14 protein-coding genes are annotated in these 13,850 nt (G+C 41.5%); 12 read left to right on the top strand and 2 right to left on the bottom strand.

The window, feature by feature from the left end:
• Positions 1 to 23 precede the first annotated feature (23 nt).
• Together gcvPB and H0Z23_RS01870 are read left to right on the top strand one after the other, a co-directional pair.
• Positions 24 to 1,613 (top strand): aminomethyl-transferring glycine dehydrogenase subunit GcvPB, encoded by a 1,590-nt coding sequence (gene gcvPB, locus H0Z23_RS01875; protein WP_296867260.1) that lies wholly within the window; start codon positions 24 to 26, stop codon positions 1,611 to 1,613.
• Between the two features lies 1 nt (position 1,614).
• Positions 1,615 to 2,739 (top strand): ATP-NAD kinase family protein, encoded by a 1,125-nt coding sequence (locus H0Z23_RS01870; protein ID WP_296867258.1) that lies wholly within the window; start codon positions 1,615 to 1,617, stop codon positions 2,737 to 2,739.
• Positions 2,740 to 2,766: 27 nt separating this feature from the next.
• Here the strand turns inward: H0Z23_RS01870 and H0Z23_RS01865 are convergent, their stop codons facing one another.
• Entirely contained in the window at positions 2,767 to 3,324 is a 558-nt protein-coding gene (locus H0Z23_RS01865) for a flavodoxin family protein (RefSeq protein ID WP_296867255.1), read from the bottom strand.
• Positions 3,321 to 4,226 carry a 4-hydroxy-tetrahydrodipicolinate synthase gene (gene dapA, locus H0Z23_RS01860; RefSeq protein WP_296867253.1) on the bottom strand — a complete coding sequence of 302 codons (906 nt, stop codon included), beginning with the start codon at positions 4,224 to 4,226 and terminating at the stop codon, positions 3,321 to 3,323. Before dapA ends, H0Z23_RS01865 begins: the two co-directional genes overlap by 4 nt.
• 139 nt (positions 4,227 to 4,365) lie before the next feature.
• Here dapA and H0Z23_RS01855 point away from each other — a divergent pair, with 139 nt between their 5' ends.
• From H0Z23_RS01855 to rny, 10 genes are all read left to right on the top strand, one after another.
• Positions 4,366 to 5,307: a DUF72 domain-containing protein gene (locus tag H0Z23_RS01855; RefSeq protein ID WP_296867251.1), complete on the top strand. Its 942-nt coding sequence runs from the start codon at positions 4,366 to 4,368 to the stop codon at positions 5,305 to 5,307.
• Positions 5,308 to 5,373: 66 nt separating this feature from the next.
• The gene (queD, locus tag H0Z23_RS01850; protein ID WP_296867331.1) at positions 5,374 to 5,736 is read left to right on the top strand and encodes a 6-carboxytetrahydropterin synthase QueD; all 363 of its coding nucleotides are present in this window, start codon (positions 5,374 to 5,376) and stop codon (positions 5,734 to 5,736) included.
• Between the two features lie 2 nt (positions 5,737 to 5,738).
• On the top strand, positions 5,739 to 6,512 hold the full coding sequence (folE2, locus tag H0Z23_RS01845; RefSeq protein ID WP_296867249.1) for a GTP cyclohydrolase FolE2: 774 nt from the start codon (positions 5,739 to 5,741) through the stop codon (positions 6,510 to 6,512).
• Positions 6,513 to 6,521: 9 nt separating this feature from the next.
• Positions 6,522 to 7,484, top strand: coding sequence for a 2-hydroxyacid dehydrogenase (locus H0Z23_RS01840; RefSeq protein ID WP_296867247.1), 963 nt, complete (start codon positions 6,522 to 6,524; stop codon positions 7,482 to 7,484).
• 17 nt (positions 7,485 to 7,501) lie between these two features.
• Positions 7,502 to 8,464: an HlyD family efflux transporter periplasmic adaptor subunit gene (locus H0Z23_RS01835; protein ID WP_296867245.1), complete on the top strand. Its 963-nt coding sequence runs from the start codon at positions 7,502 to 7,504 to the stop codon at positions 8,462 to 8,464.
• Positions 8,458 to 9,156: a YggS family pyridoxal phosphate-dependent enzyme gene (locus H0Z23_RS01830; protein ID WP_296867243.1), complete on the top strand. Its 699-nt coding sequence runs from the start codon at positions 8,458 to 8,460 to the stop codon at positions 9,154 to 9,156. Before H0Z23_RS01835 ends, H0Z23_RS01830 begins: the two co-directional genes overlap by 7 nt.
• 41 nt (positions 9,157 to 9,197) lie before the next feature.
• Positions 9,198 to 9,689: a DivIVA domain-containing protein gene (locus H0Z23_RS01825; protein ID WP_296867241.1), complete on the top strand. Its 492-nt coding sequence runs from the start codon at positions 9,198 to 9,200 to the stop codon at positions 9,687 to 9,689.
• Positions 9,690 to 9,696: 7 nt separating this feature from the next.
• A complete protein-coding gene (recG, locus tag H0Z23_RS01820; RefSeq protein WP_296867239.1) occupies positions 9,697 to 11,778 on the top strand; it encodes an ATP-dependent DNA helicase RecG in 2,082 nt (693 codons plus the stop codon).
• On the top strand, positions 11,775 to 12,212 hold the full coding sequence (locus H0Z23_RS01815) for a regulatory protein RecX (RefSeq protein ID WP_296867237.1): 438 nt from the start codon (positions 11,775 to 11,777) through the stop codon (positions 12,210 to 12,212). Before recG ends, H0Z23_RS01815 begins: the two co-directional genes overlap by 4 nt.
• A 106-nt stretch (positions 12,213 to 12,318) precedes the next feature.
• On the top strand, positions 12,319 to 13,848 hold the full coding sequence (gene rny, locus H0Z23_RS01810) for a ribonuclease Y (RefSeq protein ID WP_296867235.1): 1,530 nt from the start codon (positions 12,319 to 12,321) through the stop codon (positions 13,846 to 13,848).
• The last annotated feature ends 2 nt before the right edge of the window (positions 13,849 to 13,850 follow it).

The following is a 13,850-nucleotide window of genomic DNA, read 5'->3' as shown; positions in this document are numbered from 1 at the left end:
TTGTTAGAAAGGAGATGGGCTATATGGGTATGAACATGGAAACCAAACTGAGAGATTTCCATCAAGCCAGATGGGATGAACCCATAATATATGAGCTTTCCAGAGAGGGAGAAAGGGGAATTCTGATACCCGAGGTAGATGAGGTTATGAGGTACCCTGATGAAGGATTGGAAGAAATTCCACAAGAGCTTCGTCGTGAAGCTCCCCCCAACTTGCCAGAGATGGGACAGATGAGGGTGCTAAGACATTATCTCAGGCTTTCTCAAGAGAACTTGGGGGCTGATTTGAACATTGATATTGGTCAAGGGACATGTACTATGAAGTACAGCCCTAAAATAAATGATCAGCTTGCGGCAAATCCTAAAGTTTCAGAACTTCATCCGTTCCAGTCTCAGGAGACGGTACAAGGGCTCCTTAAGATGATGTATGAGACGGAACAATATTTGAGAGGTATCTCTGGTATGGACCGTTTTTCCCTTCATCCTGGTGGCGGCTCTCATGCAATCTTTACAATTGCATCCATAGTGCGTGCTTGGGTTGATAGCAGAGGAGAGTCAGACAAACGTGACGAAATAATAACGACAATTTTTTCTCATCCCTCAAACGCTGCAGCAAGTAAATTGAAGGGCTTTAAAGTTATTACCATTTACCCTGGCCCGGATGGAAGACCAGATATCGAGGCCCTTAAAGCAGCAGTTTCAGAAAGAACTGCAGCTTTGTTTATAACCAATCCAGAAGATATAGGTATCTATAATTCCAGGATCAAAGAATTTACAGATATTGTCCACTCCGTTGGAGGTTTGTGCAGCTATGACCAGGCTAATTTGAATGGAATCATGGGGCTTACCAGGGCAAGGGAGGCAGGTTTTGATCTTTGTTTCTATAACCTCCATAAGACTTTCTCTTCCCCCCATGGTTGTGGCGGTCCTGGTGGAGGCGTTGTTGGTGTTACGGAAGAGCTTGCCCAATTTTTGCCAGTTCCTCTAGTGTCCTTTGATGAGACAACAGGGAAATACTTCTTGGACTACGATGTGCCTAACACCATTGGGAAAGTAAAAGATTTTTATGGTGTGGTGCCGGTAATCCTTAGGGCCTATGCATGGATTAGGAGCCTTGGGGAAGAAGGATTGAAGGAGGCAGCTAAAGTAGCATTATTAAACAATAACTATATCTTCAAAAAAATATTGGACATAAAGGGAGCCAGTGCGCCATATGCCGAAGGTGAGCTCAGAATGGAACAGGTGCGTTACAGTTGGGAAAAACTTTACAAAGATACAGGAGTTACAACAACAGATATACAAAACAGAATGTTCGATTTTGGCGTACACTACTGGACCAGTCATGAACCTTGGATAGTTCCAGAGCCTTTCACTATTGAGCCAACGGAATCCTACTCTAAAGATGAACTAGACGAGTTCATAGCGATATTGAAACATGTAGCCAATGAGGCTTATACAAATCCAGAAATAGTAAAGACGGCACCTCACAAGAGCGTGATACATCACATTGATCATGATTACCTTGATGATCCTGAAAAATGGGCTATTACTTGGAGAGCATATAAAAAGAAATATACTGGATATTTTGAACCTCGCAAAAACAGGGATGAGTAGCATGAAAAAGATAGGGCTAATTGTGAACCCTATAGCAGGGATGGGTGGAGCTGTCGGCTTAAAAGGAACTGACGGAATCCACACTTTAGAAAAAGCCCTGGCTTTAGGGGCAACCCCCCGCGCCCCTCAGAGGGCGCGGGAGGCCCTAGAGGCTTTATTTAAATGTATTAATGTTGACAGTTTATTTTATACTTGTCCCCAAGATATGGGGGAGAATTTGCTGAAGGTGTATACAAAAAATTACAAATTAGCCTTTCCCAAGTTTAAAGGAGAGCTCTCTAGCAGCCTTGACACTATTGAGGCCGCTAAGTTGATGAAAGAGTGTAAAGTTGACCTTATCTTGTTTGCTGGAGGAGATGGAACTGCTCGAGATATATGTTCTGCCATAGGCTTGGATGTACCAGTATTAGGTATACCGTCAGGTGTTAAAATCCATTCTGCCGCCTTTGCTGTAACTCCGGCAAAAGCAGGAGAACTTGCTGCTAAGTTTCTGAGCGGTAAAGTTAGAAACCTAAAGGAATCGGAAGTTATGGATATAGATGAAGAAGCCTATAGGGCCGGAGAAGTGAAGGCTAGGCTTTTTGGATATCTTCTGATTCCGTGGGAGAGAAACAAAATTCAATCCAGGAAAGCAGGGACAATGCCTAGCGAGAGGGCTATACAGCAGGCCATAGCGGAGGAAGTAGTAACCAACATGGAAGAAGGAACGTTGTATCTTTTAGGGCCTGGCACTACAGTTAAAGCTATAGGAGACAGGCTAGGCATCGAGAAATCCCTTTTAGGTGTAGACGGGGTATTAGATGGTTCTCTCATAGGAAAGGATTTGATAGAAAAGGAAATATTAAAGCTCGTTGAACAACATAAAAAGGTAAAGGTCATAGTTTCTCCTATTGGGGGGCAGGGGTATATTTTGGGCAGAGGAAATTTACAATTGAGCCCGAGAGTGATAAGACGCGTTGCTAAGGAGAACATTATTATAGTTTCTACACCTCAAAAAATAGCATCGCTACACGGTTCTCCTCTTTTGGTGGATTCGGGAGACGCCAATTTAGATAAGTCCATGAGAGGCGTTTATCCGGTGATTACAGGCTACAGAGAGAGAATGATGTATAGAGTAGAGGCTTAGGGGACTTCCTCCTAAGCCTCGAATTGTTTAGTTTTTGGTAAGGTCTTCTCCTAATTTTTCTGCTTCTTTAAGAGCTGATGTCTGCTCAATGTCTTTCGGATTATATACGCCAGGAATAGTAAGTTTCGCTACGATTTTCATTCCCAAGAGGGAACAAGATTTTTCGAAAGAATAAACTAGCCCTTTGAATACTTCCTCTGATGAGTCGCCCGCAACAGCAAGGAGTACAGCTTCTTTTCCTGCCAATGTCCTTGGGGCTTCCTTTGATACGTATGGCAAAAATCTGTCCCAAACGGGTTTCATTTGGCTGCTCCATGTGTACCAATAAAGGGGAGTTGAAAATACGATGAGGTCTGCCTTATCTACGGCTTCATATATTTCCTGCATATGGTCTGGGATAACACATGGTTTTCCTGTTTGCCAACATTTTCTGCAGTCCTGACAGCCCTTCAGTTGTTTTTGTGATAATTTGATAGTCTCTATATTTGCAGCGTTTTTTTGGGCTCCTTCTGCAAAGGCTTTTGCAATTTTGTCGCTGTTTCCATCTGCTCTAGGGCTCCCAAGTAAAATTAGGATGTTTTTCATCTTTTTTCTACCCCCTTATAAAGATTTTTGAATTCAGTATAAATAGAATTTATTTCTTCTCTTACCTCCTTTGCAACTGGCATGAGTGGAGGCCTTGGCGGTCCTCCGTACAGTCCAGCAATTTCCATAGCTGCCTTCAATCCAGGGACTCCGTATCGTTTGGTAACTGCTTGGTTTATGTCGACTATTGCTAGCTGAAGTTCCTTGGCTTTTTCTATATTGTTGTTTTTAAAGTATTTCAAGATATCGCTGCATGCCTTTGCAAATATATTTGCCACGGCCATGGTGCCTCCGCTGCAGCCTACAGCTAGCGATGGCAAAAGGTAACTTCCTGATCCGGCAAATACATTAAAATGAGAAGGGGTGTTTTTGCATATTTGGCATATTTGCACAATATCTGCAGAGCTATCTTTGATACCTATAATGTTGGGATGTTTCGCCAATATTTTAACGATTTGGTAGCTCATATTATACCCAGTATTTGCTGGCATGTTATATAGGACCACAGGAATTGGGCATTTATCCGCTATCTCAAAGAAATATTGTTTCAATAATTCTGGGGAGTTTTGTCCCTTATAATAGTGAGGAGGAAGGATCAAAACAGCATCGCAACCTACTTTTGCTGCTTCTTTTGATAACGTTATGGTTTCTTGAGTAGAAGGGCAATGAGTTCCTGCTATAACCTTTAGCTTTCCTTTTGCATATTTGACACAGGATTTGAAAAGCATAATTTTTTCGTCATTACTGAGTAGGGGCCATTCACCGTTAGAACCTGCTGCTACAATGCCGTCAAGAGGAGTAGATATCCAATAATCCATATTTTTTTCGAGGGCTTCCAGATTTAGAGTGTAATCGTCATTAAAAGGTGTTGGTATGGGGGCAAAAATTCCTTTAAGCTCCATTTTTTTTGCTCCTTTCGGTTTTAAGTGTATTTACCATAAACTATACTATTTTAAGCTATTATATTATCAATTGCATGTGTAATATTATATATTGCTAACAATAAGGATTCTGGCTGGGAGGGGAAGGGCAACTAAAAACATGTCCGAAATCAGAGTTGGAACGTGTTCATGGATGGATCGTTCCTTGGTGGCAAGTGGATGGTATCCAAAAAATGCTAGGAATGCAGAAGACAAATTGAAGTTTTATTCTCAGCATTTTAACACTGTGGAAGTTAACAGTTCTTTTTATTCTATTCCGAAGGAAAAATCTTTGTATGCGTGGACCTTGAGGACGCCCCCTAATTTTTTGTTCAATATAAAAGCCTTTGGGCTTTTTACTTTTCATGCTATAGCGTCCAGGGCTTTACCACCTGAAGTGTTTGGTAGAAATAACGCAAATCAGGCTTCCAAGGGTAAAGTTAAATTATTTGACCTTGAAAGAACCGCTAGAACTTTGCTCTGGGATCTTTTTTACAGTAGGATATACGTTCTACAGAGTATGGGACGCTTAGGCTATCTATTATTTCAATTTCCGCCTTGGTTTAGATACGAGGAAAAAACCCTGGAATATATAAGATTTTTAGGAAGAAAAAGTAGGCCTTTTAAAGTAGCAGTGGAGATTAGGCATAGATCTTGGCTTGAGAAGGGCAACAAGGATCTTTTTTTAGGTATGCTGGAAGATGAAAATATAGCTTATGTGGCAGTAGATGAGCCCAAGTTAGTGTGGACAGTGCCGTTTGAGTGGCCTATTACTGCAAGTTGGGGAACTATTTTGAGGCTCCATGGAAGAAACAACGAAGGCTGGATGAAGAAGGGAGCTTCTGTTTCTGAACGCTTTGCTTACAGATATAATGAAGTGGAGTTAAGGGCTTTAGTGGCAGAAGTAGCAAAAAGGGTTGAGCAAGTTCCTGTTGTATTTGCCATGTTCAATAACTGTTTCAGAGATTTTGCGGTCAAGAACGCCCTTCAGATGAAGAGGTATCTGGGGATGGAAATCGAAGATGCTTTGCAAATTGAGCAGGAAGGCCTTCCCCTTGATTGATCCAATAGATATTATGAAGCTATAAGCTTTACCAGATCATTGAAGGAGGTATAGCAAGTGACGGTTATGTACGTAAAAAAAGAGTTCACTTTTGATGCAGCCCATTATTTGGAGAAATATCATGGCAAGTGTGAACGTCTTCATGGTCACACCTATAGATTGGCGATTACCGTGAAAGGCGAGCCAGATAGCGAAGGAATGATAATGGATTTTATTGAGCTTAAAGAGATTGTGAAAGAAAAAGTTTTGTCAGTTTTAGATCATTCGTGCCTTAACGATATAATTCCTCAACCCACAACGGAGAACGTAGTTTTATGGATAAAAGAAAGATTGGAGCCTGTAATCAAGGAAAAGGATTGTTCCTTATCGGAGATTCAGCTGTGGGAAGGTCCAGGTAGTTCCATCATATTAAAACTGGAGAGGATTTGAGAATGAAGGACGTTCAAAACGAAAAAGATACCCGTAATGTCCCAATAGATAGAGTAGGGGTAACTTCCGTTTCTTATCCCATAGTTGTCCTGGATCCTAAGGAAAACATACAACATACTGTAGCTAACGTTACCATGGCTGTTTCGCTTCCTCGTAATTTTAGAGGAACCCACATGAGTAGATTCCTTGAAGTCCTTAATGAGTTTAAAGGTAGGGTAACTCTCGAAAGTTTAGAACAGGTGACAATTGACTTAAAGAAGAAACTTAATGCTAGTGGATCAGAGGTTAAGATAGAATTCCCATATTTTATAAATAGAAAGGCCCCTGTCAGCAAATCTAGCAGTTATACCCGCTACGATGTAGTTTTTTGGGCATCTTATGATGAAAATTTTGATTTTACAGTGAAAGTTGCAGTTCCAGTACATACGCTCTGTCCTTGTTCAAAGGAAATATCGGAATATGGTGCCCATAATCAGAGGGCGCAAGTTGCTATTGAAGTTAGGATGAACAAGCGTGTATGGATAGAAGAATTAGTTGCTGTGGCAGAAAGTTGCGCATCTTCTCCGGTATATACTCTCCTTAAGAGAAAAGATGAGAAGTTTGTTACGGAACAGGCGTACTCTAATCCTAGGTTTGTCGAGGACGTGGTAAGAGAAGTGGCTTTGAAGCTGGATCAAGATAGCAGGATAGATTGGTATTCTGTGTCGGTGGTGAGCCAGGAAAGTATTCATAATCATGATGCCTTTGCAAGTTTAGTTAGAGACAAAAGGAGGTGAAAATGAATTATGGGAAAGATTGTATTTGTAGGCAACGCTTTTAAAAAGCTACTTCCGGAGGTGGAATACATCTTTGAGGGGCTCGAAGTAGAGGTGTGTTCAGAGGACGAGCTGCTGGAAGTGTTACCATCAGTGGAAGTTATGGTAATAGGGCCTATGCGTGTCGATGATAATTTGTTGAATAAGGCCCCTAATCTCAAATTGATACATCAATGGGGTGTGGGGGTAGAGAAAATAGACTTGTCCGCTTGTGCAAAAAGGGGAGTGAGAGTTTGCAATGTTCCCTCTAGAGGCACGGGCAACGCAGAGGGCGTGGGAGAAATAGCCGTTATGCTTATGCTTCTTTTAGCCCGAAGATGGAAGCGTTCGCAAGAAAATCTGAATAAAAGAAGGCTCTATGCTCCCAGAGGCACTTCTCTATGGAGGAAAACAGTGACAATAGTTGGCCTTGGTAATGTAGGTCAATGCGTGGCTCAGCGAGTTAAGGGCTTTGGAATGAAAGTAGCAGGGGTAAATAGAAAGTACAAGCCAGAGTTTGAATCTCTAGCTTTAGATGAATTTTATTTATTGAAGGATTTGCCCAAAGCTCTTTCAGAAAGCAATTTCGTGGTTTTAGCGTTGGAGCTTAATGAAGAGACGAGGGGTATGGTTGATGATTCTTTCTTCCATAAAATGCCAAAAAGTTCTTACCTCGTAAATGTTGCGCGAGCGGAGCTCGTAAACAGGATGGCTTTAGAGAATGCTCTCAAAGAGGGCAAACTAGCAGGTGTTGGATTGGATGTGTTCTGGGACGAGCCAGCCGATCCAGAAGATCCGTTGTTGGCAGATCAGAGGGTGGTAGTGACTCCTCACATTGGGGGGGTTACTGATGAAGCCGTGAAGGAAGTTGCTTCTTTCATTGTACAGAACATCAAGCGTTTTTACAGGGGAGAAGAACTGAGATCTTTATTGACTTGCGGGAATAAAAATTAAGGCAGTTGCAATTGGTTATGAGGAGAAGAAGGAAAATAAAAAAAAGTAATAAATTCCTCTATAAGACTTTAATAAAGCTGGTTTATGCCCTGTGCGTTTCGTGTATTATAGCGGGCTCTGTTTATGTTTATATGATGTGGTACAGACGTTATTCTGCTGCAAGACCTCCTTTAGCGTCAGCAGAAGGAGGTTTTTATTTGGATGAGACTCCTTTTAAGGCCGTGCTGCTTTGGCAAGAAAAAGTTCTTTTTTCTCCGGCAGAAGGAAAAGTTTTTTATCCTAAAGGGATAGGGCCGCTCTTTGTTGGGGTAAACGAGACATTAGCTGTTATAGAAAGTAAGGACACGGATAAGCGGTTTTATATAAGGGCCAAAAAGCCAGGTTATTTTATTGCAGGGCTAGATGGTTACGAAGGTCAATGGAATTACATTAACCTTTGGAACAATGCTGGGATTTCGGTAAATAGGAAATTAAAGCTAATAAAAAATGGAAGCTCTGTAATGAAAGGAATGCCTGTAGGAAAACTGATACCTCAACCTCAGCAGTTGAGGGCGATAGCATATATAGGTTCGCTTCCGGCATTGGAAGACATGATCAAAGATCGTAAAATAAGTATAAAAATGGAGAAAAGTAGTTTTGCATTTGATGCAGACATAGAAGCAATAAGCCAAACAGGTTCTTTACGTAAAATATATTTGGTTTTGCCCTTTTTCCCACTGGAAATTGTCAGATCAAGAGAAATCAATTTAATTTTATGTATGGGTGAGAAAAGGGGCGTAGTGATACCGGAAAGTGCTGTTTTAATGCAGGGTGGGAAATTGTGGGTCTATCGCGTAGAAGGAGATGAAGTCGTAAAACGTAAAGTTATGGGTCTTCCTCTTGGCAAGGGAAAGTTCATGGTTACTGAAGGGCTGAAACCAGGTGAGGTTGTGGTGAAAAATGCTTCGAAGGCCAGGGAGGGAGTGATCAAATTATGGTAGGAGAAGTTATTGAAAAGAATCTGGAAAGAATAAAAGAGCGAATTGCTAATGCTGCCCTGAAAGCTGGAAGGAAACCAGAGGAAATTAAAATAATAGCAGCCACGAAGACCAGAACGCTAGAGGAAATGATAGAAGTTGCTAAAAGAGGGATTTATGCTATTGGAGAAAATAGAATTCAAGAAGCGATGCGGAAAAGGAAAGATTGGCCAAGGGACCTTGATATACCTTGGCATTTTATTGGTACATTACAGAGAAACAAAGCAAGAAAGGCCATAGATATATTTGATTGTATTCAGAGTGTGCACAGTGCCAATCTGGCAGATATCCTCCAACGCTTAGCTTTGGAAAAAGGAAAAATTTTGGAGTGCATGGTAGAAGTTAATATATCAGGAGAGGAGAGCAAACAAGGAGTACAGCCGTGCGAAGTCGAGGTTTTAATGGAACATGTGTTAGATAGATGCAAAAATATCAAAATCATAGGGCTAATGGGGATGGCGCCTCTGACAGACAGGGAAGATGAAATAAGGAAGTCTTTTGCGTGTTTGAGAACGTTGCGCTCCAAGTTGGAAGGGTTGTTAAAAATAAAGCTACCAGAACTTTCCATGGGAATGAGTGGTGATTTTGAATATGCGATAATGGAAGGTAGCACTATGGTCCGGATCGGTACCGCACTGTTTGGGCCAAGGAACTAAAAGTGGTCGGAAATGAGTAGCAAAAGAAGGGGGGGGATGCTATGGAAACTATTATGACTGTGCTGGATATAGAGAATATTTCTTTTAGTAGATCTTTGAGAGGTTATAACCCGGAGGAAGTGGAAGATTTTATTGAAAAGGTCATAGTTACTGTTCAAGATTATTCTGAAAAGATAAAAATTCTTGAGACTACAGTGGCAAGGATGGAGGATCAGTTAAAAGAGTATAACGAATTAAAGAAGTCATTACAGGACGCTCTTGTCTTAGCCCAAAAGAGTGCAGAAGAGCGAGTTAATAACGCAGAGAGCAAAGCAGAGGTAATAATAGCTGAAGCTGAAGCTGAAGCACACAAAATAGTTATGGATGCCAAGGAAAAGGCAGAAGCTTACAGGAGAGATATTGAGCGTTTAAAGCAGGTCAGGTACCAGTTCATAGCGGAATTTAAGGGGCTTATATCTAAATACGGCTCATTGCTCAATTCCCTAGAAACAACGAACATTGATAGAGAAGAAATACCAGTCAAGGAGGAGTAACAAACGTTTGGAAAGATTGAAAAAATTGGAGCTTGGCTCTTCTGTCCAGTATCTCAAAGGGGTTGGGCCTGTTCGTGCTAGAAAATTTAAAAAGCTTGGAGTTGAAACTGTAGAAGACTTGCTTTGGTTTATCCCCAGAAGATACGAGGACAGAAGTAAGCTTTCTGACTTGTCTTCTCTAGAACCAGGAAAAATCCAGGCCTTTTTGGCCCGAGTCGTAAGCGTCGAACAGAGAAAGGCAAGACGAAAAAATCTTACTATTTGTACTGCCTTGCTTACCGATGGTACTTCTTTAATTCAGGCTGTGTGGTTTAATCGTGTAGGATTAAAAAGTATTTTAAAACCGGGATCGAGAGTTGCCATTTATGGAAAGATTGAGATAAGAGGGGGGATTAAACAGGTAAATAATGGAGAATTTGAGGTAGTTGAAGAAGGGGAGGCCCCTGAAAACGTGGGACTTGTTGTCCCCATTTATCCTGGGACTCATGGATTGGTGCAAAAGTGGATAAGAAGAATAATAAAAGAAACCCTTTGTCTGCTTGAAGGTAGTGTTGAGGATCCTATACCTGGAGATATCCTGAAAAAGTATGGTTATCCTGGTTTTTTTCAAGCTATTAAAGAAATGCACTTTCCAAGTTCAAGAGAAAATTGGTTAGCTGCGCGCAACAGGTTGGCATTTCAAGAGCTTTTTTTGTTACAGTTGGGTCTTGCTATAAGAAAAAAATCTTACGTTAAAGGTAATAGAGGACACAAACTCAATACAGAAGGTTCATTGTTAAACTCTTTTATTGATAGGATACTTCCCTTTGAGCTCACTGATGCCCAAAAAAGGGTGTTTTCCGAGATAAAAGAGGACATAGTTAAAGATATCCCTATGAATCGCTTGCTGCAGGGGGATGTTGGGTCTGGGAAGACTGTGATAGCTATACTCTTTATGCTTTGTGCTGTTGATAGTGGCTACCAGGCGGCTTTCATGGCTCCTACCGAAGTTTTGGCTAGGCAACATTTTAAAAAAATAGATAGATGGCTGGCTCCTTTGGGTGTAAAAGTTACTTTGTTGACAGGCTCAGTGCCCCTTGCCCAAAAAAGAGAAATATATGATGGTCTTTCAAAAGGCAGAATAAGCGTTGTAGTGGGAACTCATGCATTAATACAAGATAATTTATCTTTCAAAAAGTTAGGAGCAGTTGTGATAGATGAACAGCACAGATTTGGAGTTTTGCAAAGAAATATTCTGGCGAACAAGGGAGAGCAGCCTCATGTGTTGGTCATGACCGCAACGCCTATCCCAAGGACTTTGACCCTTTCTGTTTATGGAGATTTATCGGTCTCCATCATAGATGAACTGCCCCCTGGAAGAAAGAATATAATTACAAAAAGCGTGGGGAAGGACATGGAGTTAGAACTTATGGCTTTCTTAAGGGAAGAAATAGAGAAAGGAGGGCAAGTATATTGGATATGTCCAATGATAGAGGAAAATGAGGATTCAAGCATAACTTCGGCAGAGAAGAGATTTTCTCATTTAAGGGAATTTTTTAAAAATAAACGGGTAGAGCTTCTTCATGGGAAAAAGAACTATAAAGAAAAAGAGCAAATTATGAAAGATTTTGAGAGAGGACAAATTGACATCCTAGTTTCCACGACGGTTATCGAAGTAGGGATAGATGTTCCAAACGCGACAGTAATGGTCATAGAGGATCCATGGATGTTTGGCCTGTCTCAACTTCATCAATTGCGGGGTAGAGTTGGCAGAGGTCAAAAACAGGGGTACTGTTTTCTTTTTGGAAAGACGGATGACTACGACGGTAGAAGAAAAATTGCGGCAATGTGTTCCACGAACGATGGCTTTAAAATCGCTGAGGCAGATTTAGCTATACGTGGACCAGGAGAAGTATGTGGGACAAGACAACATGGAGTTACTGATTTTAGTGTTGCTGATTTGCTAAGAGACAGGAAAATATTGTATTCAGCTAGAAAAGAAGCTTTTTCTCTGGTTGAAAGGGATCCATGGCTTGATGGATTCCCAAAGCTAAGAGAAGATTTGTTGAGAAAGTTGGGCGACAAACTCGAATTGGTGATAACGGCATGAACGAAGAAGAGAGAAATGCTAAAGCTTTTGCCTTTAAATTATTGGCCAAAAGGGCCTATACACGTAAAGAAGTCATGAGGAAATTGCGTCACAAAAATTTCAGTGAGGATGTTTCTTTGAAGGTACTGGAAAACTTAGAAGAAAGTGGTTTAATAGATGATAAATTTTATGCCGCCTGTTTTGCTCAAACCCATCAGGAATGGGGAATAAGAAGGATTTTGCTGGAGTTGCGCAAAAGGGGTATATCCGAAGAGCATATTGAAGAGGTGAAGAAAACGTTTGGCGAGGAAGAGTTTGCAAAGTGCCTTAAATTGGCTTCCCAGTGGCGTGAGCACTTGAGCAGGGAGCAAATAAGATCTAGGTTGATAAGAAGAGGTTTTAATTCATCTGCAATAAGAAGAGCTTTGGATATGACTTGTGAAGATGCATGTTAATATGTAGAATACATTTGAGGTATGGATTTACTTCAAGATAGCAAATATGGGTTATGTTGTAATTATGATTACGTAACTTGACAATGGAATAAGGGGTGATGTTTACATGCTACCAATTGTGCTCGTAGCGGGCGCTGCCGTCGGTGCTATTGCCGGCTTTTTGATTTACAGGGGTCTAATTACGAAAAAAATAAAGACAGCAGGAAATGAACGAGAGAGGATCCTTAAAGAGGCATACCAGGAAGCCGAACGGCAGAAAAGGGAATTTTTGACAGAGGCAAAGGAAGAAATAATAAGGTTGCGCCAAGAAGCGGAAAGAGAGATTAGGGAAAGGCGTATGGAGCTTCAAAGAGCGGAGCGTAAATTGGAACAGAAGGAAGAGAACTTAGAGAGAAGATTAGATATGCTTCAGAGGCGCGAGGATGAGATAAGGCAAAAGCAAGATGAACTCAGGAAAAAAAGTGAAGAAATCGAGGTTTTACATAAGGAGCAACTTAAAAAATTAGAAGAAATAGTGGGCATGACAAGAGAAGAGGCCAAAGAGGTTCTGTTGAAAGAGGCAGAAGAAGAAGCAGCGCATTTTATTGGAGCGCGGATAAAGGAATTAGAAGAGAAGGCCAAGCGTGAAGCGGAGAAGAGGGCTAGAGAAATAGTGGTTGGGGCCATTCAGCGGTGTGCTGTGGACCAAACTTCAGAGATGGCAGTTAGCGTAGTTAATTTGCCCTCAGATGAGATGAAAGGGAGGATAATAGGTCGCGAAGGCAGGAATATAAGAGCCTTTGAGACTTATACAGGGGTCGACTTGATAGTGGACGATACCCCTGAAGCCGTTGCGCTCAGTAGTTTTGATCCCGTAAGGCGGGAGGTTGCAAGATTGTCTTTGGAGAGATTAGTTTTAGATGGCCGTATTCACCCTGCCAGAATAGAGGAGGTCGTCGAGAAAGCTCAGAAAGATGTAGAGGAAATGATATTAGAGGCGGGAGAAGAGGCTCTATTGGATGTGGGAATTAAGTCCATTCATCCAGAGCTGGTCAAATTGCTGGGGCAGCTCAGGTTTCGGACCAGTTATGGTCAAAATGTGCTTTCTCATAGCCTTGAAGTAGCCCACTTGGCTGGGATGATGGCAGCAGAGTTGAACCTGGATGAGACTTTGGCAAAGCGTGCTGGCCTATTGCATGATATAGGCAAAGCAGTTGATCATAAGATGGAGGGTCCCCATGCGCTGATCGGAAGAGATCTAGCGAGACGCTATGGAGAGCCTCCTGAAGTCGTTAGTGCCATAGCTTCCCACCATGAAGATGAAGAAATGACATCAGTTTATGATGTCCTTGTCGCTGCGGCAGATGCAGTAAGTGCATCAAGGCCTGGGGCGCGAAGAGAGAGCCTTGAATCTTACATTCGAAGGCTTGAAAAGCTTGAAACTCTAGCAAAGTCCTTTAAAGGAGTAAGTAAGGCATATGCGATTCAGGCTGGTAGGGAAGTAAGAGTTATGGTCTCCCCGAATGTAGCTGATGATGAAGCTATACATAAGATAGCTTTTGATATTGCAAGGAAAATAGAGGAAGAAATGAAATATCCAGGCCAGATAAAAGTTGTGGTGGTTAGGGAAACTAGGTCTGTAGAGTACGCAAAGTAGCA

The organism is Thermovirga sp., assembly GCF_017656375.1.
Classification (GTDB): Bacteria; Synergistota; Synergistia; order Synergistales; family Thermovirgaceae; genus Thermovirga.
Note: the sequence above shows the minus strand (reverse complement) of the source record. Positions and strands in the feature narration are given on the sequence as shown.

Coding starts and splice junctions, on each gene's coding strand:
- gcvPB (WP_296867260.1), top strand. CDS start 24: ATGGGTATGAACATGGAAACCAAACTGAGAGATTTCCATCAAGCCAGA.
- H0Z23_RS01870 (WP_296867258.1), top strand. CDS start 1,615: ATGAAAAAGATAGGGCTAATTGTGAACCCTATAGCAGGGATGGGTGGA.
- H0Z23_RS01865 (WP_296867255.1), bottom strand. CDS start 3,324: ATGAAAAACATCCTAATTTTACTTGGGAGCCCTAGAGCAGATGGAAAC.
- dapA (WP_296867253.1), bottom strand. CDS start 4,226: ATGGAGCTTAAAGGAATTTTTGCCCCCATACCAACACCTTTTAATGAC.
- H0Z23_RS01855 (WP_296867251.1), top strand. CDS start 4,366: ATGTCCGAAATCAGAGTTGGAACGTGTTCATGGATGGATCGTTCCTTG.
- queD (WP_296867331.1), top strand. CDS start 5,374: ATGTACGTAAAAAAAGAGTTCACTTTTGATGCAGCCCATTATTTGGAG.
- folE2 (WP_296867249.1), top strand. CDS start 5,739: ATGAAGGACGTTCAAAACGAAAAAGATACCCGTAATGTCCCAATAGAT.
- H0Z23_RS01840 (WP_296867247.1), top strand. CDS start 6,522: ATGGGAAAGATTGTATTTGTAGGCAACGCTTTTAAAAAGCTACTTCCG.
- H0Z23_RS01835 (WP_296867245.1), top strand. CDS start 7,502: ATGAGGAGAAGAAGGAAAATAAAAAAAAGTAATAAATTCCTCTATAAG.
- H0Z23_RS01830 (WP_296867243.1), top strand. CDS start 8,458: ATGGTAGGAGAAGTTATTGAAAAGAATCTGGAAAGAATAAAAGAGCGA.
- H0Z23_RS01825 (WP_296867241.1), top strand. CDS start 9,198: ATGGAAACTATTATGACTGTGCTGGATATAGAGAATATTTCTTTTAGT.
- H0Z23_RS01815 (WP_296867237.1), top strand. CDS start 11,775: ATGAACGAAGAAGAGAGAAATGCTAAAGCTTTTGCCTTTAAATTATTG.
- rny (WP_296867235.1), top strand. CDS start 12,319: ATGCTACCAATTGTGCTCGTAGCGGGCGCTGCCGTCGGTGCTATTGCC.